Annotated in this window: 24 protein-coding genes and 1 tRNA gene; 13 read left to right on the top strand and 12 right to left on the bottom strand. The window is 63.7% G+C overall.

Annotated features, from left to right (window positions below; translation table 11 throughout):
• The first annotated feature begins 79 nt into the window (after positions 1-79).
• The 3 genes from ACSU1G_RS00385 to ACSU1G_RS00395 are packed head-to-tail and all read left to right on the top strand — an operon-like array spanning position 80 to position 3,223.
• Complete coding sequence (locus ACSU1G_RS00385) at positions 80-1,111, top strand: Bug family tripartite tricarboxylate transporter substrate binding protein (RefSeq protein ID WP_439277928.1); 1,032 nt, start codon at positions 80-82, stop codon at positions 1,109-1,111.
• A complete protein-coding gene (locus tag ACSU1G_RS00390; protein WP_439277929.1) occupies positions 1,108-1,653 on the top strand; it encodes a tripartite tricarboxylate transporter TctB family protein in 546 nt (181 codons plus the stop codon). Before ACSU1G_RS00385 ends, ACSU1G_RS00390 begins: the two co-directional genes overlap by 4 nt.
• Positions 1,646-3,223, top strand: a complete 1,578-nt coding sequence (locus ACSU1G_RS00395; protein WP_439277930.1) for a tripartite tricarboxylate transporter permease — start codon at positions 1,646-1,648, stop codon at positions 3,221-3,223. The genes ACSU1G_RS00390 and ACSU1G_RS00395 overlap by 8 nt, the downstream gene beginning before the upstream one ends.
• Positions 3,224-3,241: 18 nt before the next feature.
• On the opposite strand, the gene ACSU1G_RS00400 is transcribed toward ACSU1G_RS00395, so the two are convergent.
• The 4 genes from ACSU1G_RS00400 to ACSU1G_RS00415 form a co-directional block, all read right to left on the bottom strand.
• The gene (locus ACSU1G_RS00400) at positions 3,242-3,574 is read right to left on the bottom strand and encodes a cupin domain-containing protein (RefSeq protein ID WP_439277931.1); all 333 of its coding nucleotides are present in this window, start codon (positions 3,572-3,574) and stop codon (positions 3,242-3,244) included.
• A 37-nt stretch (positions 3,575-3,611) separates the two neighbouring features.
• The gene (locus tag ACSU1G_RS00405; protein ID WP_439277932.1) at positions 3,612-3,746 is read right to left on the bottom strand and encodes a putative transporter small subunit; all 135 of its coding nucleotides are present in this window, start codon (positions 3,744-3,746) and stop codon (positions 3,612-3,614) included.
• Positions 3,743-5,386 (bottom strand): sodium:solute symporter family transporter, encoded by a 1,644-nt coding sequence (locus tag ACSU1G_RS00410; protein WP_439278656.1) that lies wholly within the window; start codon positions 5,384-5,386, stop codon positions 3,743-3,745. Before ACSU1G_RS00410 ends, ACSU1G_RS00405 begins: the two co-directional genes overlap by 4 nt.
• Before the next feature lie 460 nt (positions 5,387-5,846).
• The gene (locus ACSU1G_RS00415; protein WP_439277933.1) at positions 5,847-7,001 is read right to left on the bottom strand and encodes a calcium:proton antiporter; all 1,155 of its coding nucleotides are present in this window, start codon (positions 6,999-7,001) and stop codon (positions 5,847-5,849) included.
• A 151-nt stretch (positions 7,002-7,152) separates the two neighbouring features.
• On the opposite strand from ACSU1G_RS00415, the gene ACSU1G_RS00420 reads away from it, so the two are divergent.
• Positions 7,153-7,734: a hypothetical protein gene (locus tag ACSU1G_RS00420; protein WP_439277934.1), complete on the top strand. Its 582-nt coding sequence runs from the start codon at positions 7,153-7,155 to the stop codon at positions 7,732-7,734.
• A gap of 53 nt (positions 7,735-7,787) precedes the next feature.
• Here the strand turns inward: ACSU1G_RS00420 and ACSU1G_RS00425 are convergent, their stop codons facing one another.
• Together ACSU1G_RS00425 and ACSU1G_RS00430 are read right to left on the bottom strand one after the other, a co-directional pair.
• The gene (locus ACSU1G_RS00425) at positions 7,788-8,762 is read right to left on the bottom strand and encodes a hypothetical protein (RefSeq protein WP_439277935.1); all 975 of its coding nucleotides are present in this window, start codon (positions 8,760-8,762) and stop codon (positions 7,788-7,790) included.
• Positions 8,763-8,818: 56 nt separating this feature from the next.
• Positions 8,819-9,394 carry a TetR/AcrR family transcriptional regulator gene (locus ACSU1G_RS00430; protein WP_439277936.1) on the bottom strand — a complete coding sequence of 192 codons (576 nt, stop codon included), beginning with the start codon at positions 9,392-9,394 and terminating at the stop codon, positions 8,819-8,821.
• 120 nt (positions 9,395-9,514) lie between these two features.
• Between ACSU1G_RS00430 and ACSU1G_RS00435 the strand changes: the two genes are divergently transcribed.
• Genes ACSU1G_RS00435 through ACSU1G_RS00445 form a run of 3 tightly spaced genes read left to right on the top strand, consistent with a single transcriptional unit; the run spans position 9,515 to position 11,343 of the window.
• Positions 9,515-10,480: an alpha/beta hydrolase family protein gene (locus tag ACSU1G_RS00435; RefSeq protein ID WP_439277937.1), complete on the top strand. Its 966-nt coding sequence runs from the start codon at positions 9,515-9,517 to the stop codon at positions 10,478-10,480.
• Between the two features lie 51 nt (positions 10,481-10,531).
• Complete coding sequence (locus ACSU1G_RS00440; RefSeq protein WP_439277938.1) at positions 10,532-11,032, top strand: hypothetical protein; 501 nt, start codon at positions 10,532-10,534, stop codon at positions 11,030-11,032.
• Positions 11,029-11,343: a transcriptional regulator gene (locus tag ACSU1G_RS00445; protein WP_439277939.1), complete on the top strand. Its 315-nt coding sequence runs from the start codon at positions 11,029-11,031 to the stop codon at positions 11,341-11,343. The genes ACSU1G_RS00440 and ACSU1G_RS00445 overlap by 4 nt, the downstream gene beginning before the upstream one ends.
• Positions 11,344-12,428: 1,085 nt before the next feature.
• Here the strand turns inward: ACSU1G_RS00445 and ACSU1G_RS00450 are convergent.
• Complete coding sequence (locus tag ACSU1G_RS00450; RefSeq protein WP_439277940.1) at positions 12,429-12,938, bottom strand: 2'-5' RNA ligase family protein; 510 nt, start codon at positions 12,936-12,938, stop codon at positions 12,429-12,431.
• Between the two features lie 111 nt (positions 12,939-13,049).
• Between ACSU1G_RS00450 and ACSU1G_RS00455 the strand changes: the two genes are divergently transcribed.
• On the top strand, positions 13,050-14,282 hold the full coding sequence (locus ACSU1G_RS00455) for a Fic family protein (RefSeq protein ID WP_439277941.1): 1,233 nt from the start codon (positions 13,050-13,052) through the stop codon (positions 14,280-14,282).
• A gap of 55 nt (positions 14,283-14,337) precedes the next feature.
• Here the strand turns inward: ACSU1G_RS00455 and ACSU1G_RS00460 are convergent.
• Positions 14,338-14,413 (bottom strand) — tRNA-Ala (locus ACSU1G_RS00460).
• A 139-nt stretch (positions 14,414-14,552) separates the two neighbouring features.
• On the opposite strand from ACSU1G_RS00460, the gene ACSU1G_RS00465 reads away from it, so the two are divergent.
• The gene (locus ACSU1G_RS00465) at positions 14,553-15,623 is read left to right on the top strand and encodes an NAD(P)-binding domain-containing protein (protein ID WP_439278657.1); all 1,071 of its coding nucleotides are present in this window, start codon (positions 14,553-14,555) and stop codon (positions 15,621-15,623) included.
• On the opposite strand, the gene ACSU1G_RS00470 is transcribed toward ACSU1G_RS00465, so the two are convergent.
• Complete coding sequence (locus tag ACSU1G_RS00470) at positions 15,610-16,620, bottom strand: DUF2804 domain-containing protein (protein ID WP_439277942.1); 1,011 nt, start codon at positions 16,618-16,620, stop codon at positions 15,610-15,612. The two genes, ACSU1G_RS00465 and ACSU1G_RS00470, sit on opposite strands and share 14 nt — an antisense overlap.
• 50 nt (positions 16,621-16,670) lie before the next feature.
• On the opposite strand from ACSU1G_RS00470, the gene ACSU1G_RS00475 reads away from it, so the two are divergent.
• From ACSU1G_RS00475 to ACSU1G_RS00490, 4 genes are all read left to right on the top strand, one after another.
• Positions 16,671-17,462 (top strand): hypothetical protein, encoded by a 792-nt coding sequence (locus tag ACSU1G_RS00475; RefSeq protein WP_439277943.1) that lies wholly within the window; start codon positions 16,671-16,673, stop codon positions 17,460-17,462.
• Complete coding sequence (locus ACSU1G_RS00480; protein ID WP_439277944.1) at positions 17,459-17,989, top strand: hypothetical protein; 531 nt, start codon at positions 17,459-17,461, stop codon at positions 17,987-17,989. Before ACSU1G_RS00475 ends, ACSU1G_RS00480 begins: the two co-directional genes overlap by 4 nt.
• Before the next feature lie 31 nt (positions 17,990-18,020).
• Positions 18,021-18,677 carry an SDR family oxidoreductase gene (locus ACSU1G_RS00485; RefSeq protein WP_439277945.1) on the top strand — a complete coding sequence of 219 codons (657 nt, stop codon included), beginning with the start codon at positions 18,021-18,023 and terminating at the stop codon, positions 18,675-18,677.
• A 62-nt stretch (positions 18,678-18,739) separates the two neighbouring features.
• Positions 18,740-19,951 (top strand): glycoside hydrolase family 3 N-terminal domain-containing protein, encoded by a 1,212-nt coding sequence (locus ACSU1G_RS00490; protein ID WP_439277946.1) that lies wholly within the window; start codon positions 18,740-18,742, stop codon positions 19,949-19,951.
• On the opposite strand, the gene ACSU1G_RS00495 is transcribed toward ACSU1G_RS00490, so the two are convergent.
• Genes ACSU1G_RS00495 through ACSU1G_RS00505 form a run of 3 tightly spaced genes read right to left on the bottom strand, consistent with a single transcriptional unit; the run spans position 19,855 to position 22,542 of the window.
• The gene (locus ACSU1G_RS00495) at positions 19,855-20,832 is read right to left on the bottom strand and encodes a 3-methyladenine DNA glycosylase (protein ID WP_439277947.1); all 978 of its coding nucleotides are present in this window, start codon (positions 20,830-20,832) and stop codon (positions 19,855-19,857) included. The two genes, ACSU1G_RS00490 and ACSU1G_RS00495, sit on opposite strands and share 97 nt — an antisense overlap.
• Positions 20,832-21,860, bottom strand: a complete 1,029-nt coding sequence (locus tag ACSU1G_RS00500) for an App1 family protein (protein ID WP_439277948.1) — start codon at positions 21,858-21,860, stop codon at positions 20,832-20,834. Before ACSU1G_RS00500 ends, ACSU1G_RS00495 begins: the two co-directional genes overlap by 1 nt.
• Before the next feature lie 4 nt (positions 21,861-21,864).
• Positions 21,865-22,542: a DedA family protein gene (locus ACSU1G_RS00505; RefSeq protein ID WP_439277949.1), complete on the bottom strand. Its 678-nt coding sequence runs from the start codon at positions 22,540-22,542 to the stop codon at positions 21,865-21,867.
• Between the last annotated feature and the right edge of the window lie 35 nt (positions 22,543-22,577).

Below are 22,577 nucleotides of genomic sequence, written 5' to 3' on the forward strand. Positions count from 1 at the left end.
TCCGCTTCGGTGCCCGTCCTAGGCTCGCTGCACTTGCTCCCGGCATGGACGCCGGGTGAAAGGACTCGAGGAGGAGTTCATGACACAGCACACCCGTATCCGCACCCGACCGGTGCTCGGCGCAATCATCGGCATTGCGGCGTTGAGCCTCGCGGCCTGCGCCGGCACGCCATCGACAGGCGGAGGCGAGAAGGACGACGGTGGCGCGGCGAGTATTGACAGCGTCGCGGTCATCGCACCGGCTGATCCGGGTGGTGGATGGGATCAGACCGCACGCGCATTCGCGCAGGCGCTCAACGAGGAGTCGCTCGTCTCTTCGGCACCCGTGACGAACATTGGCGGCGCCGGCGGCACCGTGGGCCTCGCATCCCTCGCCACCGAGAACAATCCGAACACGCTCATGATCACTGGCAGTGTCATGCTCGGCGCGGTCGAGACGAACGCGTCAGATGTGCGCGTTGAGGCGATGACGCCGATTGCGAAACTCACGGAAGAACCGCTCGTGATCGTCGTACCGAAGGACAGTCCCTACGACACTGTCGAGGACTTCGTGGAAGCCTGGGTGGAAGAAGGCGCAGCCATGGCTGTGACCGGTGGCTCGGCGGGCGGGATCGACCACATCCTCGCAGCGCTCATACTCACCGATGCCGGCGTGGATGCCGCTGACGTCCCGAACACCCTGAACTACATCGCGAACTCCGGCGGTGGAGAGGCGCTGACGCTGCTTCTCGGCGGTCAGGTACAGGCCGGAATCTCCGGTGTGGGGGAGTTCGCGCAGCAGGTGGAGGCCGGCGAGCTCAAGGCACTCGCAGTGTCGTCGGGGGAGCCCGCACTGCTGCTGCCCGAAGTGCCGACGCTGACCGACGAGGGCATTGACATCGTGGTCACCAACTGGCGTGGACTCCTCGCCCCCGGTGATATCTCGGCTGATGAGAAGGCTGCCCTTGAGTCCCTGGTGACTTCGGCGCACGACAGTGATGTGTGGACGGGAATCCTGGAGACGAACGGATGGACGGACGCGTTCCTCATCGGCGACGAATTTTCCAGCTTTCTCGAAGGCGATATCTCCACGACCCAGGAGACGCTGAAGACGATCGGGCTCATCGAATGACAGATCAGATCACCACGGGGGCGTCGGCTGTTGCCGGCGCCCCGCGCTCGCGGAAGCTCGGGGAACTTTTCTTCGTCGGTGTGATCCTGGCGTTTGCAGTTGTAGCGCTGGTGATGACTGGTTTCATCCGCGAGCCGATCGGGTCGTCGAATGTCCTCGGCGCCCGCGTCGTGCCGTATGCCGTGACCGCGCTGATGTTGGTGGCATCCGCGGGGGCAATCATCGCCGTGCTGCGAGGTGACGTCGGTGCACCGGACGAGGGCGAAGATGTCGACACCGAGGCGCGCACGTCATGGAAGACCGTGATCCTGCTGGCGCTTTCATTCATCTCACTCATAGTGGTCATCCCGCTCGCGGGGTGGCCTGTCGCCGTCGCCGTGCTGTTCACTGGTGCTTCGCTCGCGCTGGGTGCGGGCAGCTGGTGGCGAGCGTTGCTGCTCGGCGCGGGGCTGGGCGTTCTGACACAGTTGCTGTTCGGCACGCTCCTCGGGCTCTCACTGCCGCCGTTCGGCACGATCCTGCCGGAGGTGTTCGGTGGATAGCCTGCAACTGCTCATGGACGGTTTCGCGACGGCGCTGCAACCGCAGTACCTGCTGTTCGCCTTCGTCGGAGTGCTTCTCGGTACTGCTGTCGGCGTTCTGCCCGGCATCGGTCCTGCGATGACGGTGGCGCTGCTGCTGCCGCTGACCTACACACTCGACGTCACCAGCGCGATCATCATGTTTGCGGGCATCTACTACGGCGGGATGTACGGCGGCTCGACCACCTCGATCCTGCTGAACACGCCAGGGGAGTCGGCGTCGATCGTCACTGCGCTCGAGGGCAACAAAATGGCGCGGATGGGGCGGGCCACAGCAGCACTGGCGACTGCGGCGATCGGCTCGTTCATCGCCGGCACCATCGCCACAGTACTGCTCACGCTGTTCGCCCCGATCATCGCCGACTTCGCAGTCACTCTCGGCCCCGCAGACTACTTCGCGCTGATGATCGTCGCGTTCCTGACCGTGGGAGCGTTGCTCGGCGCGAGCCCGATTCGCGGCATTGTCTCGCTGTCGATCGGACTGTTCCTGGGGCTGGTCGGTACAGACACCCTCACCGGCCAGGCACGGTTCACCTTCGGAGTTCCGAACCTCGGTGACGGCATCGACGTCGTGATCGTTGCGGTAGGGCTCTTCGCGGTAGGTGAGGCGCTGTACGTGGGCTCGCGCTTGCGCAGCGGAGCCCTGCCCATGATCCCGATCTCCGGGAGCTGGCGCTCTTGGATGAAGAAGAGCGATTGGAAACGCTCTTGGAAGCCATGGTTGCGCGGCACCGCGATCGGGTTCCCGATCGGGTCGATCCCTGCAGGCGGTGCGGATGTCGCGACCTTCCTGTCATATGCGGCCGAGAAGCGGCTCGCCAAGGATCCCTACCGCCAGCAGTTCGGCAAGGGTGCGATCGAAGGCGTGGCCGGGCCTGAAGCGGCGAACAACGCCGCAGCGGCGGGAGTGCTGGTGCCGTTGCTGACGCTCGGGTTGCCCACGACGGCCACCGCGGCGATCATCCTCTCGGCTTTTCAGACGTACGGGATCCGTCCCGGGCCACTGCTTTTCGACAGCCAGCCGGCGCTGGTGTGGGCACTCATCGCGAGCCTCTACATCGGAAACGTCGTGCTGCTCATCCTCAACCTGCCGCTGGTGGGAATGTGGGCCAAGGTTCTGCAGATCCCGCGCCCATACCTCTATGCGGGCATCCTCGTTTTCGCTGGTCTCGGCGCATACGCGGCGAACTTCACAGTGTTCGACATCGGCGTGCTGCTGTTGCTCGGGGTGATCGGCTTCTTCATGCGTCGGCACGGGTACCCCGTGTCGCCGATGGTGGTCGGGGCGATTCTCGGTCCGATGGCAGAGGAACAGCTGCGCAAGGCCATGGCCATCAGCCAGGGCGATCCGGTGTATCTCGTGCAGAGTCCGGTGTCAATCGTGATCTACTCGGCAATGGTGGTGCTGATCGTGTTGGGTATCTGGCTCAAGCGTCGCCAGGCGCGATTCGAGGCTGCGCTGGCGGATGTCGATACCGCGACGATCCGCACGATGGACGCGGAGATCACCGATCAACTGCGCGATCGTTGAGTAATCTGAGCGACGTCTTTATTCTGTCGAGCGGCGCACCGTGAGCAGGAAGACGCTGTCGTCCCGCGCGGTGACGCTGTGCCGTTCGGGTGGAATCGGGATGATGTCACCGGCGCTGAGATCCCAGTGCCGATCCTGACCGCGAAGCTGCAGGTGCCCAGTCAGCACCTGCAGCGTCGCCTCGGGAGGACTGTCATGCTCGGGTAGTTCTTGATCGGCGAGGAGAGCCATGGCGGTCTGCCGCAGAATCGCCTCACGGCCGCCATATACGGTCTCCGCCGCGCGGCGCGCATGAGAGGCACGCGCCTTCGACAGCAGCTGTTCCTGCAGTGCAGGGAGATTGACTGGCATGTCGTTCATCATCGCACTCTCCGATCTCTGAGGGGAGTCAGATAATCTGACGACCCTCACGCTTCGCTTCGCGGGCGTCCTTCGTGAATGCCCGGATGATCACGGTAAGTACACCGATGACGACCACCGGCCACACGAGCACGTAGGCGGTGAGAAGGATGGTCTCCATCATGCGTCCTTTCCTGCGAGTGCGCCGCTTTCGGCGGCATCCGCGTCGTTCACGACATTCTCGGCTTCGGCGATGATCGCGGTCTCCGCGGTGTCGAAGTCGCCCGTGCGCTTCGCGATGAGTGCGAAGTCGAATCTCTTCGTCTTGTTCATCATCGTCAGCGCGACACAGACCAAGGTGCTGACGGCGTAAGCCACCAGCGAGCCCGACAGCACTGGGTAGGTGTGCAGGAATCCGATTCCGAACGGAGCCACCGCCACGGTGGAGACGATGCCGACCACCATCGCCACTCGGAGTCCGAAGAACCCGAACGACATCAGCGCCAGTACCACGCCCACACCGATCACAGCGAGGACGTCGCTGGCGATGCCCAAGCCTCCGGAAAGGTCGATCCACTCGAAGCGCACAGGCAGGAACACCGCGAGTGCCGCGACCACTGCCACGCTGAACGCGACGTTGGTGACGCGGTTCCAGTAGAAGCTCGCGATCACCGGGAACACGAGGGCTCCCCACATCGCCCCGACGAACACCAGCAGATCGAGGATGTTGAACTGCATCGTCGCGAAGCAGAGCGCAGCCACGGTGGCGCCGACCATGGTCAGGCGTCCCACGAGCAGCATCGTCTTCGGGTTGGCATTCTTCTTGCCGGCGATGTTCTGACCGTAGATGTCTGCCATCGCGATTGACGAGAGCGCCGTCATATCGGCATCCGCCGTTGACGACAGCGAGCCGATGATCATCACGAAGAACACACAGACCAGGACGGGCGGGAGGTAGGTCGCCGCCATCTGCGGGATCAGGTTGTTCACGTCTCCATTCATGGGCTCAATACCTGCGTACAGGGCGAGGACGCCCAGCATGCCGATGCCGATGATGGATGCGCCGTAGCCGAACGTCGCGGTGATGAACGTCTTCTTGATCAGGTCTTCTCGCACGGCGAACAGCCGCTGTGCGATGGTCTGGTTGCCGATCGCGTAGGCCAGCACGGCAGCGATATACGGCGCGCCCTGGTTGAAGAACGCGTCGGACGAGAAGAAGTCTCCCTGCTGCGGAGTCAGATTCTTTGCCCCAGTGACGAACAGGTCAGGGCCGCCGGCGGCGAAGAAGATCACCGGGACGATGATCGCCACAGCGCCCAGGATTGCCAGCACCTGTCCGAAGTCGGTGAGTACCGACGCGCGGAACCCGGACCACAGCGTGTATGCCAGTACACCGATCGCGATCGCGACGATGCCCTGCGTGAAGGTGAACGGCGACAGCATCGAGATGAGCGCGCCACCGGCGATCAGGTTGGAGGTGAGGCTGATGATGCTGCCGAGCACGTTGGAGCCCGCGAGCATGAGCTGGCTGGAGCGTCCGTGCCGGGCGAACATGACCTCGGCGATGGTGTGCGCCTTTGGCGCCACCTTGCGAATGCGACGGCCGAAGGGGTAGATGAGCAGAATCATCAACGCACCCCAGAGCCCGTAGTGGATGGGGCCGGAGATGCCGTAGGTGTATCCGGATGTCGCTGAAGCGTACATCGAGGATGCCCAGATCCACGTTGCGGTCATGGATGCGGCAGAGATGCCGAATCCGAGCTTTCCGCCGGCGGTCATATATCCATCGGCGTTCTCCTTCTTTCGGGAGATGCGGATGGACATGTACAGGCTGCCGCCGAAGAACAGCAGAATGAGCAGGACAACGATCGGTCCTGACAATATTTGGAGGTCTCCCACCGGGTGTTCTCACTTTCTCGTCTTTGATGCGGCAGAAGCCGCTGGTCGAAAAGAGAAAGTGCGCGCTAAGTGGGAGAGAAGTAAGCGGTGAGAGTGATGGACATTTGAGGCATTGGTGCTGTCAGCATGACGGTGAACGAACCTGGATCACTGAGGTGCATGGCAGCACACAGACGAGAGACCCGGGGTGCGACTCCTTTCAGTTCGAGTGTTTTCGGGGCGCGCCAAACTACGGTGCATCCTCGAGGGAAGTAGATCGGTTGCGTCCGTGCGCAGTCGGGCGCACGTTTCGCGTGAGAGCGCGCAAGCGCTCCCTGCTCATGCGGACACGAGCATCCTTTCCACCATAGCAAGCTCTCAGGGAAGACCCGACCAACGGTGAAAATCAGCTAAACAGCACGATTGCGTAGACGGCAAAGAGGGCGAGGTGAGTCGCGCCATGCACCGCGGTCACTCTCTTCGCGGCGAACGTGGTCACGGACAGCAGCAGCGTCGCGCCGAGCATGAGGAGGTTCGCGGGAGACTCGGCCAAGATTACGGTCTGGTCCGTGAACATGCCGATGATGAGAACCGCCGGGATGGTGAGTCCGACGGTCGAGACGAGGGCGCCGTGGCAGAGGTTGTTCACCCGTTGGGCCTCGCCACCCAGCGCTGCCCTCACGGCGGTGATGGACTCTGGGAGGAACACGATGGCGGCGATGAGGACGCCGGCGAGCGCAGCCGGCGCACCGATGCGGCCGAGCCCGTCATCCAGGAGGGCTGCCATATCGTGCGACAACAGCACGATCGGGATGACGGTGATCACGAGCAGGGTGAGTCGGACGATCACCTCGGTGCGGTGCGCGCGGATCACCTGCCGGATGCCGTGCGCTTCTGGTGCCGTTGTCGCAGGATGCTGCGGTCGAGGTGTGATCCGTTCGTCGACCTCAACGAAGTCGCCTGCCTGCGATCCCATCTGTCGGAACAGGAAGAACGCGTAGAGCGCGAGTGTGAGGACGATGATCGGGAGTTGCTGCGCCGGTGTGTACGAGCCGTTCTCACCGATGAGCGCTGGTAGGGCGAACGCGAGCGCCACGAGCACGACGAGCATCGCGAGATAAGCCGACGTGCCGGTTCGGTTGTGAGCCAAACCTCGGTGACGGATGCCGCCGACGAGCAGGGCGAGCCCGACGACGAGGTTCAGGATGATCATCGTCACCGCCATGACGGAGTCGCGGGCGATCGTGGCATGCTCGCCGGGGCCGAGCATGACCGCCGAGATGAGGATCACCTCGATGAGCACGATCGAGAGGGTGAGCACCAGCGAACCGTACGGGTCACCCAGGCGATGGGCGAGTGCTTCTGCCTGCTTCACGACGCCGAATGCGCAGACCAGGATCACGGCGATGATCACGACGAGCACGATGATCAACAGCGGCGCCGGGACCGGTGCTCCGAGCAGCGGGCGGATGAGCAGCAGGGCACCGAACGCGCCCCAGCCGAGCGCGATACGGACGATGTCGGATGCTCCGACCAGGTGTTTCAGATCTGTGGGGGACATCACGGGCTCCTTGGTGGGGCCGTCCCCTGATGATGCACCTGCCGAAGGTCGTCCTTCGATGTCACTGAGTATTGAGGGTAGCAAAAGGATGATGTTGACGCGCTCAACTTGTGCTCCCGAGTAGGACTCCGTTGCCCATAGGGTGAGGGTTATGCGGCATCTGCAGAGTCTCGTTCTCTTATCGGTCACCACGGTGCTGCTCGCGGGGTGCGCGACCGCCGTTTCCGGAGCGGAAAGTTCCGGCGAGCCATCGGCAGTGCCATCGGCATCGGACTTCGACCCGGCTCTCGACACAGCGGCCGCCGCGAAGGCTGACTCATGGCTTGAGGGCGCGGTTCTGCCCGCCGCTGCTGTGCGCGTAGAAGAGAGCGGGCAGGCGACACTGCCTTCTTTTTACTCCTATCAAGGCTGGCCGTGCTCGCCGATGGAGATTCGCACCGGTTACTGGACTGTCGAGGGCGCCGACCTCGTCGAGACGGCGAACTGGCTTAAGGAGCACCCGACCGCGGACCTGATCGTAACGGTCCCGACGCTGATCGCCGAGGGCACACAGACCGACGCCGTCACGCTGGGGAACGCTTCGGATTTCGACTCGCTCGAAGGTATTGCTTATTCGGTAGTGCGCACCGATCACGGTGTTGCGATCCGTGCCGAGATCGGTGTGTTCACCGAGACGACCGTTTGCCCGTCACTTCCGCCTGGGCACTCCTACGGCGGCCCCGGGCAGGGCTGAATCGGTCGGCCGGGCGCTTCGATGTTTTATCCCTGTAACTTCGATGCTGTCCTCTATGCGGGCATGCCGTCGTAGCCGGTGGGGGTGACCCACACGTGGGCGGTAACTACCTTTCGCCCGCTCTCCTGGGCGTTGCGTAGAGACGCGAAGTTGTCGGGATGGATGTGCCCCCACAGCACGTCGTCGGCACTCGCAGGCACTTCTCGGCAAAGCCGCTGCAAGGTAGCGACGCCCAACCGGTGTCCTCTGTGTGCAGAATCAAGGACAATCTCCTGCATGCAAAAGCCAGCGAGACCGTAGGCGTCATTACGCTCAGCCGCCACGACGCCTGCCGAGGTGCCGTTGACGAGAATCTCGAAGAGAAGGCCCTCCTCAGCGGCGTCCTCGAGAGCGTCGGCGTCGGCCGGCGTGGCCCACTGATCGAGTTGCGGCCGTGCTCGCCTCAGCTCGTCATAGATCGCTGCGACACGTTTTTCCGCTTCCTCAGCATCGCAAGGTACGAGCGAAACATCGTCGTACCGGCTGGCTAGCGGCTGCTCAAGCATTTCCGCCACCGGGCGCCCCACGATAAGCAGATCCGGCGTAGCTCGTCCGGCATCCACATCCGAAGCAGTAAGCGCTCGAAGTCCCAGCTCCGGATCAGGCAGGTTGACTCGCAAGCACAGCGGAGAGAACGCGCTGAACTGCGGCAAGACCTCGCCGAGAGCGGCAAGACCCGAGGGCTCTGGAGGGAGCGATGTTGCGATTATGTCCACGAAGGGCTTCTCGACGTCACGACCCCGAAACCGGATTCCAGCGATGGCCCAATGCCCATCCGCCAGCTCGACCCGTCTGTTCGCCCACGCCAGCGGATCCGGGACGGGAAGCTGAACCATATCCCGGATCTGGCCACCCCACTCAGCATCTCCCACGAGAGCGAGGCTGGGCTCAAGCCAATGTGTCAAGTTATCCCGCCACGTTGGTGACCAGTTCTTGATCTCTGAGGAGGTCCATTTTTCGGCAGCTTTTAGCACATCGGGGTTTTTCATCAGGGGGAGCCTATCGTGCGCACGCGAAGCAGCGACTAGTCGCACACCGCGGTGTGTCAGCGAGCGACTGGGGCAAGAACGCCGGAAATGAACAACTGCACGAGAGCGTCTGCCTCATACCGATCGTCGCTCGCTGCACCGATGCAGAGGTTCCCGACTCCTCTGAGTACGTTGTAGGCATCCACCGAGGATGCCGCGTGTGCAGACTCGCGCGCCGCCTCGAGGAGCGAGGCGCACACGGGGACGAGACGGTCAACGAAATAGGTGTGCAGAGCGTCGGATCCGGCGCTGTCTCCTTGCATTGCGCCGGCGAGCCCGTGCTTAGTGACGAGGAAATCCACGAACAAGGCCAGCCATGCCCGCAGAGCGGCCTCTGGCGTCGCGCTCTCCGCGAGCAGTCGCGGTCCCGCATTTGCGCATGCCTCGACCTGGTGGCGGTAGACCGCAACCACAAGCTCCGGACGCGTCGGAAAGTGGCGATAGATCGTCCCCACGCCGACGCCAGCCTTTGACGCGATCTCCCGTACCGGGGCATCAACTCCGGACGTCACGAACACTGCTGCCGCCGCGTTGAGCAGTGTTTCGGCGCTGCTTCTAGGGCGACCAACCTGCTTGGAACGAGTAATGGCCATGTGTCATCCCCTCGAAGCTTGCGGCGTGCATTTGCGTTCCGGAACGTTGTTCCGTATCGTTGCGGAACGATGCTCCGATAACTACTATCGCACAGCGTACGCCTGAGGAAGGAACTTGTCATGGCTTCATCCATCGTCGACACACTGGACGGCATCATTGGGGGAGGTGCTCGGGTCGTCTCCGTCGCTCCCATCGAGTTGTCCGCCTCGGGTCGACCCGTCCCATTGGAAGTGCGAGTGTCTGCCCCGGCAACCGGCACGAACCTCCCCATCGTGGTGTTCTCTCACGGGAACGGGTGGAACCTCGACGGCTACGCGCCGCTGACGGCGTTCTGGGCCTCCCGCGGATTCGTCGTGATTCAGCCGACGCATCTGGACTCGCGCCGCAATGGGTTCGGTCTCGATCACCCGGTTTTCCCGTCTATCTGGTCTGAGCGGATCGCGGATCTCACGCGCGTCTTAGACCAGCTCGACACCATCGAGGCCGCCGTCCCGAGCCTTGGGGGCCGCGTCGACCACAGTCGCGTTGCCGCCACCGGTCATTCCTGGGGTGGGCAGACCGCTCAGTCGCTCCTTGGCGCACGGATCCTCAATGATGTAGGCGAAGTCGGTGAAGATATGTCCGACAGCCGCGTTACCGCGGGCATCCTGTTCTCGGCAACCGGTGTCGGTGGTGACGACCTGCACCCGTTTGCGCAGGCGAACTTCCCGTTCATGCGACCCTCATTTCAGGAGTTGACCACGCCGACACTCGTCGTTGCGGGCGACCATGACCAGTCAATGATGTCGAGTCGCGGACCCGATTGGTTTGCCGATGCCTTCACGTACAGCCCTGGAGCTACCGACCTGCTCTCCTTCTACGGTGCCGAGCATGCGCTGGGTGGGATCGTTGGACATGAAGTCGCCGAGACCACCGACGAGAACCCGGAGCGGGTCGCGGTGATCCAGCGGATGAGCACGGCCTATCTTCGGACCGCTCTGCATGTCGATGAAAACAGCTGGCCCGCAGTCCGAGCTGCCCTCAGCGAGAGCACTGATCCGATCGGCCGCGTCGATAGTAAGCAGCGCACGGCACCGCCGCGATGAAACGCGATAAGTGACTTTCTAAAAGTGTAAATCAGATATAGACTTTCAATTATGGAAAACGATTCTTCGCCGGACTCTCCGCTTCCCCCGTCGCAGCCAACATCCGCGCAAGCGCGCGAGGCGCTAAGCGCCCTCGACGCTGATGGTAAGAGCTTGTCTCAACGGGTGGTCACTCCCTGGTGGTACCACACGGCGCTTGGATTGATCGTGGCCCTGCTAGTGGGATCGCAGGCATTCTCGGGCCCGGCGCCAATTATGGTGGTGGCCCTCAGCATTGTGGCCATTCCAGTTCTCACCATGACCTACAGCAGTCGCTATGGAGTGACGATCACCCAGCCGGCAGGACCGCGCAGTAGGCGTCTGCTCCTGGTGACGCTAGGGGCAGCCCTTCTGGCGTTCCTAGCAGGGGTTGCAATTAAGGTCGTCGGCGCCAACCCGTGGTGGGTTGCCATTCCCGCGGTTGTTGCATTCACTGTCACTCTCATCTTGGGTCGTCGATACGACGACGCCCTCCGGGACGAGATTGCCGGCACGAGAGACCAGACGCGATGAGCGCCAAGACCATTCCTATGTTCAACGAGGTGATTCACTCTCCGACGCGCCTCCGTATCTGCGGACTGCTGCGGCGCGTGGCGGAGTTGGAATTTGGGGTGATTCGTGACGCCCTTGAGATCACTGACGTCAATCTGTCGAGAAACCTCAAGATACTCAGTGAAGCGGGCCTCGTCGCCGTCAGAAAAGAAAGCTCGCCCCTCCGTGCGGATGCCCGAAAACTTACGTGGATAGCGATCACGCCAGACGGCAGTCGCGCTCTGGAAGGCCACCTTGCCGCTCTCGCCAGCATCGCGGATGGCGACGTCTGAGGGAGCTCCAGGTCGAGCGCAGTAGCAGCGGAAGATAGCGTGGGATCATGTATGTCGTTATCGACGCGAGCGACACTTTGGCCCGTCTCGGGGGAAGTGGCGGTCTGGTCATTCGCTCTGGAGGCGTGGGGGCGAATGCGCTCAAGCTTCTACCGAGCCAGAGGCCCTATCCCGATTCGCGCGACACGCTGGGGTGTCGGTGCAGGAACTGGAGGTGGCCGAGCGGATCAGCGGCCCTGATGGCATCTTCTCGAAGGACGCACTGCCGGCCACCGAGAATCAGCTCGCTCGGACGATTCGGATACTATAAGCCCAGCGCCTAGAAACGCTCGCCTTGCTGGATGCGGCGACTGACGCCGAACTTGACGCGGAGGACTCAGCAATTGCGCAGCCGATGTGGATGCCGTGGCGCACGCCGCGGACGATTCTGCGCCACATCGCCGACACAGAGGCGCGGACGTATCCGCGCTGGTGCGGGCTGCCTCAGCTGGAACCAGTGGACGATCTCCGCGAGGAACTCGGCCGCTCCGCAAGCACATCCATGAGGTGATCCTCGACATGCCACGCTCGTTCAAAACGACGCATCGGCACGTGACATGGACACCAGTGAAACTCCTACGACGCTTGGCCTACCACGAGCGCCTAGAACTGGTCTTTCTCCGTCGTCGACTCCACGTCCGCTGAGTTACCCGATTTGCGGCCATCAACTCCCAACTGGGCGAGGGTCGGTTCTGCGCCTCGGACGGAGATTGACCAATCAGGCCGCACGAACGACGTCTTCTCGAGGCGCACGCGTTGCTCGTCAACTGCTTCGCCTGCGCGCGGAGCGACGCGCGGCACCCGACTCGGCCCACTCCGCGCCGAGGACATCGAAAGCGAACAACAGCAGCGCCGCACGCATCCCAGTCCCTAGACCACGACCATGCACCGACTTCGTAAGCCACGACCCCGTGTTTACGGTGCGTCGATTAGAAGATCTGCGGGAGTAGCATCGGTCCACGGGGCGCCGAAAGGTGTGTGTTCCGGATCATGCACGCCGTCCAGCGCGGCTTGCGCTAGTCCGGGCAGGTTGGGGAGGCAACCCGTCATGAGAGCGGGAAACGCGACGCTTCGCGCCACCGGCCGTGTGGGCCCTCGACGAGGAGGGCGACGGCAGATGCTGTGCCGCTCAGTGGCAGCTCGGCGCCGACAACTCGCTCAGCGTCTTGCAACTCTTCATAGCCAGCGGAGTCGCCAACTGTGGCATGAGGCACGGATGCATCGTGCAACCCTCCGTAAGGGGGATAAACCGGGAACGCGCGCGTGACTGCTGAAGTGAGCTCAATAAACGGGGTGGGCGATTCTGGCGCGAGCCAAAGCACTTCCTGGCCGAACCATCCGGTGCTCGTCAGCGAGAAGTCGAACTGGCGCATGCCACGAAACGTTCGGGCGAGGTTCTCTGTCACGACTTCGTCGAGCATTTTAACGGGGACGAAGGGAAATAAGATCGTCAGATGAGGAGGCACGCCGAAGCGCGCATCGACGGCGAACTTTCCCCTCAGCGCGGCAAGCGTGGCTGATATCGGTGCCTCAATGATCAACGCTGTCCGGGACATGTCTCGATGCTAAGCGAGGCCATTCCTTCAAACGATAGTATCTAGTCCTATAGTTTCACTTAGAGGCGATAAGTGATAATATAGCTTGACAAACTATCGGTTGGAGATGCGATGGCGCAGTTGGCGATGCCGTGGCCAGCCTGTGACAAGCAGGCGGTCAGCTGGACAACGAACCCGGACCAGCGCAATCTGGCCGGACGGCGACCTTCTAAGCGCGACCGCGAGCTGACCCAGGTTGACGTCGAGGTGCCCGCCTTCATCGCCGACGAACCGCTGCCGCTCAGCCAGAATGCCGCTCTAGCCAGTGAGGAAGCAGTTCGAGCCATCGCCGCGCTCGACGGCCGGGCGAGCGACCTCGGCGGACTGAGCGACCTGCTGGCTCGAACCGAGACCGTGGCTTCTTCGAAAGTGGAGCACATCTACGCTGACATCCAGGATATCGCTCGTGCTTCCATCGGTGGAGAGGCAGGGGAGCAGGCCCGGCGCACGGTGGCGGCCTCGGCCGCAATGCGCGCGCTTGTCGATAGTGCAGCAGTAGGCCACATCACTGGGGAGGCGCTGCTGACCGCTCACGATCAGCTGCTGACCGGTGACCTCCTTGAGAGCGGCTTCGCGGGGCGATATCGGATGCAGCAGAACTGGATTGGCGGCAGCGACTTCTCACCCCTGGACGCGGTGCACATCCCACCGCCGCCGCTCATGGTCCAGCCGCTCATGGATGACGTGCTGAGGTTCGTAGCGCGTGATGACATCAGTGCCATCGGGCAGGCTGCCGTCGCACACGGGCAGTTCGAGGCCATCCACCCCTTCACAGATGGGAACGGACGAGTCGGCCGAGCGCTCATCGGTGCCGTTCTCCGTCGCCGCGGCATCTCCCGCTCCGCGACCGTACCCATCGCTGCTGCGATGCTCGCCGACGTCGACATTTACTTCGAACACCTACGCAGCTACCGTCACGGCGACGCGCAAGGGCTAGTCGAGTACGTCGCCAGGTCGGCACACACCGCAGCCATCGCTTCTCTCGCAAGCGCGGACCGTCTCGCGGCGTTGCCCGATGAATGGCGAGAGCGGGTCAGGCCTCGGCGGGGGTCCTCCGCGGCCACCCTTCTGAACAAGCTCGCCATCAGACCTGTCCTTGACGCGAGCATAGCCACCGCTGCCACTGGTTCGACGTTGGCGCGCACGTACGACGCGCTTGACCAACTGACCGAGGCAGGTGTCTTGGAAGAAATTACCGGGCATAGCCGTAACCGCGTCTGGCTGGCCGTGGACATCATGGATGAGCTCGGTGAACTGGAGCAGCGCATCGGCCTGCGGTCGAAGCCGTCCTCGAAGTGGCAGTGACGGGGGGCTATAAACCCAAAAAGAAGAAGCCCCCGGTTTCCCGGAGGCTTCTTTTTGGTGGATCTGAGGGGACTCGAACCCCTGACCCCCTGCATGCCATGCAGGTGCGCTACCAGCTGCGCCACAGACCCATATTCATGCCCCGGATGAACGAGGCAACTTGAAAAGAATACAACATTCGAAGCGACGTCCGCCAATCGAGCACCGCGCCCGGGTGTTTCATCGGAGCGGAGCAGGAACATTGTCGTGGATGTATGCGTTGTGATGGATATGGAGATCGTGCAGAGCATCGTCATCGGCGCAGGGCAGGCGGGGCTGTCGACCTCGTACCACCTGAAGCGACTGGGCATCGATCACCTGGTCCTCGACGCCAACGATGCTCCGGGCGGGGCGTGGCAGCACAGGTGGGACGCGCTCACCATGGCCGACGTGCACGGCGTCGCCGAGCTCCCCGATGCGCAGCCACCGGCCCGTGACGGCAAGCGGGCGAACGAGTCGGTTCCGGCATCCTTCGCCGACTACGAGCACGAACATGCCCTCCCGATCATCAGACCCGTGCATGTCGATCGCGTCACCGACGACGGAGACCTCCTTGTGGCGCATGCGGGAGAGCGCGAATGGCACACCCGCACGCTCGTCAACGCCACCGGCACCTGGACCCAGCCGTTCCTGCCCCATTACCCGGGCATGGAGACCTTCGTTGGCGAACAGTTGCACACGATCGACTATCCGGGTCCCGAGCATTTTCGAGGCAAGCGGGTTCTCGTCGTGGGCGGAGGCGCATCCGCTGTGCAGTTTCTCGGTGTCCTCGCCCCGATCACGGACACGCTCTGGGCCACCCGTCGCGAACCGGTCTGGCGTGATGACGAGTTTGATCCCGAAGCCGGAGCCGCTGCCGTCGCCCTCGTCGAGCAGCGAGTCGCGCAGGGGCTGCCGCCGCAGAGCGTGGTCAGCGTCACCGGACTCATGCTGCGTCCACAGGAGCGGGAGGCCGAGCGACTCGGTGCCTACGCTGACCGTCGCCCGATGTTCCAGCGCATCGAGGCGGATGGCGTGCGCTGGGCGGATGGTTCCTTCGAGCAGGTCGATGTGATCCTCTGGGCGACCGGCTTCCGCCCCGCGATCGGACATCTCGCACCTTTGCACCTGCGCAGCGACGCAGGGGGCATCCAACTCGATCGGAATGGACGCGGAACAACCGCAGTCAAGGACTCGCGCATTCAGCTCGTCGGATACGGACCTTCTGCGAGCACGATCGGCGCCAACCGCGCGGGTCGCACAGCGGCGAAGGGTGTGCGGCGGGCGCTCGAGACAGTGACGGCCAGCGTCACCACCGGTTGAGGACGTCCTCGGCCCAGCCTTCAATCCCATCGACCGTGACGCGCTCGTCCGCGGCATCCAGCACCCATCCGCTCCAGGTGCCGAACAACTGATCCGTGCGCGTGGAGATCACCAGCACATTGGTTCGTGAATGCTTGTTGTAGAACGGTGTGAACGTCAGATCCGCCCGCTCACCGTGAATGTGCCAGGGCTTCATCCAATCGGACGAGTCGTAGTCCCAGACCAACTCTTCACTGATCTTCGATAGCTTCCCGTCGACGACGACGGCGTTCTCGGTCGCGCCTGATCCATCGGTCCATTTCGACCCGAGCTGCAGCCCGATCACGCGTCCATCGACGATGCCGCTGCCGGCGGCCCAGTTCCACCACACCTGATACGGCCAACGTCCGCGCCCGTGGTCGAGCACTGCCCAGCTGCCTTCAGGCAGGTGGTGCGCTGCGCCATCGATCGTGAGAGTCCCGTGCGCAGGCCGCGCGACGTCCTTGACCGTGTATTGGAACCGACGGATGCGGTCGCCTCGCCGCCACGGCACGACAACGCCCATCGACTCATGACCGGCAGGCCGATCCGCAATGATGTCGAAGGACACTCGTGGCGCCGTACCGCGCAGCCGTGTGGCGCCCTCGACCTCGTCGATGTCGAGAGATACCTTCTTGGTGCGCGCTCGAGCAGGCCCATCGCCGAGCGATGCCGGCAATGTCGCACTGCGCCCGCCAGGGGAGAGGACCGTGGCGTCGATCGCTTCTCCGGTGGCCCGGTCAAGCACCCACACCGAATGCAGTGACAGATAGTCGATGCACGAGACCGTGAGCGAGACGATGTGGGAGGGCGTCATGACTCCCCAGTACTCCCATCGCTTGTTCCGGCCCCAGTGGCCGCGACCCGGGATTGCGGAGGTGTCATGCAGTGGGGTGCGTGTCCACCCGAGCGCGGCGGGGTTCAGCCCGCCGTCAGCATCGGTGAGTGACACGCGCTCGGTGATCTCACGCTCGAACATGAGGCGATTCTACGGTGCGCACCGCTGCGTCAGCCGTATACCCTGGACGCATGATCCGCGCGCTGTTCACGATCATCTGGTTCCTGTTGTCGGCCTGGTTGCTGATCTGGGTGGGTGAGAGTCTGTTCGGCATAGACCAGCAGCAGTCGATCCTTCCCTTCCACAGCAGTGACCCGCTGACCGCACCGATCATCATCGGCATCAGTTGGGGCCTCATCTTGACGATCGCTGGGGCGGCGTCTGCGTTCGGTCGCCGTTCGACGCTGCGTGGCGACACGGAGATCGGTGTCGGGGTGATCGTGGACCTCGTCCGCGGCAGCATGCGCGTGAATGACCTGCCGCAGTTCGACATCTACGTCCGAGTCACCGCAGCCGACGGGGCGGAGTTCATCAGTCACATGCGTCGCACGCTCGAGCCCGCCGAAGAAGCGATGCTTCAGGTGGGTATGCCGCTGCCCGTGCATTACAGCGTGACCGATCCTGACGTGGTCACGCTCGCCGACATGACCGACCTCGTGGTGCGGGACGCGATGCTCGACTGGCGCATCCGCCGCGGTCTGATCGATCCTCGGCAGGTCCGGGCACGCACCTCAGGCATCCAGGTATCGGCTTCGGTTCTCAGCGTGCGTCCTACCGGTACGCGCCGGGAAGGGCAGAGCGAGCTCGCGCTGCGTGTGCTGGTGACCCCGGATGGTCAGTCGAGCTGGGAGACCGACACCACGGTGTTCGTCTATCCGGACGCGATCTCACGGTTGCAGGTCGGCTCGCCCGTGTGGGCGATGTATCGGCGTGAGGATCCACACACGATTGCCATCACGATCGAGCAGGAGGTCGGCCGATGAACCTGCTCGACTCGCTCGTTTGGCTGGTCAACTTCCCGGTCACGCACGGCTACGCGATCACCTTCATTGCCGCGTTCTCGGTGGTCGGATGCTTCATGCTGGCCGCGCGTTCTCAGAAGGTCTCTGTCGCATTGGCCGACATCCGCGAACGCGAAGGGCTCCCGAGCGCGTCGCAGGGGCGTGCCGGATTGGAGGTGCTGTTGCGAATCCGACGCATCGTCTTCGGAGTGCTGGGGGTTGTGATGCTCGGATCTCTTGTTCTCGGCATCCCCGCCACCATCGGTGTACCGCTCACCCGTGGCTACATCCATGCCAACGGAGTTCCGACCACGGGCGAAGTCGACGGCGGATGGGTCAGCTTCACCTCCAACGCCGGTGTCGAGTACACCCTGCGCAACGACTCGTTCACACCATCGGTGCATCCGGACACACGCTCATACGTAGGATCGGGCGAACAGGTGGTCATCCGCTACCTTCCCTCGCACCAGCAGGCCTACGTCATCGACACCACTCAATCGCCGCAGTAACAGGCGTCCTGTCATAAGCAAGGAGTTCACCATGTCCCGCATCATCGTCTTCGGTGGCCACGGCCGCATCGCACTTCTGCTCGCTCCGCTGCTCGTCGCTCGTGGCGACGAAGTCACCGCGGTCATCCGCAACCCAGACCACGTCGCCGACGTGGAAGCAGGCGGCGCCACTGCTCTCGTCGCCGATGTCGAAACACTGGACGCGGCGGCGCTCGCCGAGGTTATCCGCGGTCACGACGCCGTCGTGTGGTCGGCGGGTGCGGGTGGTGGGTCCCCCGAGCGCACGTACGCGGTCGATCGTGACGCGGCCATCCGCACAATGGATGCGGCGGCGCTCGCCGGAGTTCACCGCTACGTGATGGTCTCGTGGCTCGGTTCCACGGCTGACCACGGTGTTGCGCCTGAGGATTCCTTCTTCGCGTACGCCGATGCGAAGTGGGCGGCCGACGAGCATCTGCGCGGCACTGACCTCGAGGGCACCATCCTCGGCCCCGGCACCCTCACATTCGAGGATCCGACCGGCCGCATCGAGTTGGATGCACCGGATACCGGTGCCGTCTCTCGCGCCGATGTCGCAGCGGTGATTGCCGCAACTCTGCACGAGCCGCTCACCATCGGACGCACTGTTCGCTTCGGAAACGGCACTTCCGAGTCAGCCGAGGAGATCGCGAAGGCGCTCACGCGCTGAGCTTCCCATCCCGCGAGTGACAGGGCGAGTGGCTGTACGAGGGCACGCCGTAGGGTGGAGGTATGCGCCGTCACATCCCGCTCCGGATCGCAGGTGCACTCGCGATCGTCGCCGTGCTCTCATCAGCGGGCGCCGCCAGCGCGCGAACACAACCCGTCACTCAGACCCGTCCCGCAGTCGTGCAGCCAGCAGCCGTTCAGCCTGCCACGTCGGGCGGGCCAGCAACACAGGCAGCGGTGCTCGTCGCCGAGATGACCACCGCACAGCGGGCCGCGAGCATTGTGATGGGTCACATCTCATCGACCGATCCGGCGGCGCTGTCGGCATACATGTCGAGCACCGGCATCGGCGGTTTCATCCTCATGGGCGCGAACGTGCCGGGCAGCGAGGCAGAGTTGCAGGCGGTGACTGCTTCACTCGCTGTCGACCGTGCTCTGCCGCCACTGATCGCGATAGATCAGGAAGGCGGTTACGTCTCGCGCCTGCCATGGGATGATTTCGCCGCATCATCGACGCTAAAAGACCGACCCGCAGCCGAGGCCTCGACGGCATTCGCCGCGCGAGCCTCGCTGGTGGCACGCGGCGGTGCGAACGTGAACTTCGGTGTCGTCGCCGATACCACCGCAGACACGTCATCGTTCATCTTTGGGCGTTCGCTCGGCGCAGACCCTGCGGCCGCGGCGGATCGTGTGGCCGCTGCCGTCACGGCTGAAGAACCCTTCGTCGCCTCCACGCTCAAGCACTTTCCCGGACATGGCGCCGCCCCAGGCGATTCGCACGAGCTGATCCCCAACACCGACAAATCGTTCGAACAGTGGCAGCAATCGGACGCGCTGCCGTTCGTCGCGGGCATCGACGCGGGGGCGTCGCTGCTGATGTTCGGGCACCTGTCGTATACCGCGGTCGATGCCGCACCCGCCTCGCTCTCCGCGCGCTGGCATGAGATCGCCCGCGATGATTTGGGCTTCGAAGGGGTCATCGTGACCGATGACCTGGGCATGCTGCAGTCCACGGGCATCCCGGAGTACGCCGATCCCGTTACGAATGCCGTGGCAGCGGTCGCTGCGGGCAATGATCTTGTGTTGGCGATCGCGCACTCCACACCCGAAAGCGCAGCGCAGTTGTCGGCGGGGATCGCCCTGGCCGTCGACACCGGAGAACTTCCGGCAGAGCGGCTTCAGGACGCCGCGGAGCGCGTCATGACCCTGCGGCTGGAGCGCGCAGCATCCAGCGCCGTCTGGGCGCCGTGTGCGGACTGCACGCCGGCATCCTGAGTCGACACCGATACCGGCACTGACACCGGACCAAGCCAGGCATCCAGCATTCGCGTGCGCAGTGCGTTGCCGCGCTCGGCGAAACCGCGCTGCTGGCGCACATACTCGGCCTTGCCTTCGGGTGTTTCGATCGGCACAGGCACCACGTTCCAGGCGGAGAGATCGTACGGGGCCGCCTCCATATCGAGCAGGCGGATGTCTCGCGCGAGTTCGAAGGTGTCAAGTAGCAGCTCGCCGGGGATGAGCGGCCCGAGTTTCATCGCCCATTTGTAGAGGTCCATGCCGGCATGAAGGCAACCGGGTTGCTCGAGTTCCGGCTGGTCAGCACGGCTCAGCAGCTGGCGATTGCGCGGCACGGCATCCGGTGTGAAGAAACGGAACGCGTCGAAGTGCGTGCAGCGCAGATCATTCGACTCGACGACAGCGTCAGTGCCGTCCTGACCGAGGCGCAGGGGTGCAGGATGACGGTGCGCATCGTCACGGTAGACCATCGCCCACTCGTGCAGGCCGAAGCAGCCGAACTGTCCAGAGCGTGCTGCTGTGCGACGCAGTATCCGCTCCACGAGTTCTGCCAGCTGCGCTTTCTCTCGTCCGAAAGCGTCGGCGTCGGGAATGACTGAGTTCGGTACCAGGCCGGGGGCGTACCAGCGCCAGTCGCTCCGCTCCGATGCATCGTTCAGCTGCACTCCGGCGCCGGGATGCCACCGCCGCAGGTGCGCGGGCGAATAGGAATAGTACGTGTGCAGAAAGTCCCAGACCGGATGCTTTTCACCGCGCGTCGCGCGTTCACGATGCGCGAAGGTCAACGCATCCGCGCGCTCCTGATGAGCGCTCTCGCGTAGCAGCCAGGCCGTGCGATCAAGCGGGGACGACGCAGACATCAGTGCAGGATGCCTGCCTCGGTCAGCCGCTCGCGAAGGCCTGCACCATCGGACGCCTCGACCCACGGGGTGGTGCCTTCGGGGTGGTCGTCGTCGGTGGCGCGACCACCGGCCAGAATGGCCTCGGTTGCGGAGAGCTGTCGGATGGCGACGCCTGCGACGGAATCCGGGTGCTCCTGCATGAACTCGCTGTAGATCGACTCGTCGTGCTGTCCATCGTCGCCGATCAGCAGCCACCGTACGTGCGGGAACTCGGCGGCGAGCCGGCGCAGATTGCTGAGCTTGTGCTCTCGGCCGCTGCGGAACCAGCGATCGTGTGTCGGCCCCCAGTCGGTGAGCAGCATGGAACCGTTGGGGAAGAGATGGCGGTTCATGAAGCGGCTGAGCGTCGGGGCGACATTCCACGCACCGGTGGAGAGATAGACCATGGGCGCTCCTGGATGCTGACGTACCAGCTGCTCAAGCAGCACGGCCATGCCGGGCACCGGAAGGCGGGCGTGTTCGTCGACGACGAAGGAGTTCCAGGCGGCGATGAACGGACGCGGTAGCGCCGTGACCATGACAGTGTCATCGATATCCGACAGGACGCCGAACTTCACGTCATCGCCGACGACGAATGCGGTGGCCTCCACGGGCTCCTGACTCTCGACGATCATGGTGAACTTCTGCCAGCCGGCCGGGAGTTCTGCCTTGATCACGGTGTCGATCACGCCACCGCGGTCGGCGATCACGTCGTGCGTGCGCCCCGCGATCGTGACCTGCACCTTGGCGAAGCTGACGGGGATGCCGACGAAGCTTCTCCATCCGCGCACGCTGGGCTGGTCACCGTTTTCTGTGCGGCGCTGCGGCGGCACGATCAGTACGCGGCCGACGACGCGCACCCAGCCGCTGCCGCCATAGCCGGCGAACGGCAGCATCGTTGCGGTGCGTCCACGACGACGCGCCCGGCTCTCTCGCCACACGTGCAGGCGGTGCTCCAGGCGCGCGAACCAGTGGATTCTGGTGTTGTTAGCGCTGTTTTCAGGCATCACTTCAGTCTTTCATGCCTGACGCGGCATCCTCGCCCTCTTTGCCGACGTGCATGTGCCTGGCTTCCCAGCGGGTCAGCAGTTTCTTACTCAGGAAGACCAGGAGCAGAAAGATCACGATGACGCCGACGAACACGTAGCCCGCGAAGTGCACCCGGTCGACGAGTTCACGGAAGGTGCCGGCAGCCAACGAGGTGATGCTGACGTAGGCAGTGGCCCACAGCAGGCATGCGGGCGCTGTCCATGCCAGGAAACGGCGATAGGAGTAGGTGCTCATCCCGACCGTGAGGGGGACGAGGGAGTGCAGCACAGGCAGGAATCGCGAGATGAATATCGCCAAACCGCCACGGCGTTGCAGATATCGCTCTGCCTGCTGCCAGTGCTTCTCGCCGATCTTCCGCCCAACCCAGGAGTGTCGGATGCGCGGGCCGAGCCAGCGTCCGAGCCAGAATCCGATGCTCTCGCCGATGAGGGCACCGATCACGACGGCGATGACCATCGCTATCGCCTCGGCAAAGCTATCGACGCCCATGGAGGCAATGATCACGATGGTGTCGCCGGGGACGATCAGTCCGATCAGGATGCTGGTCTCCAGCATGACGGCGACACCCGCGATCAGTGTGCGGGCGATCGGATCAACAGCCTGCACGGCATCGAGAAGCCATTGGAGAAAGTCGTCCACGCACATGAGAATACGTGCTCGGTCGCACCCTACGC

This window comes from Microbacterium sp. A93, from assembly GCF_051842835.1.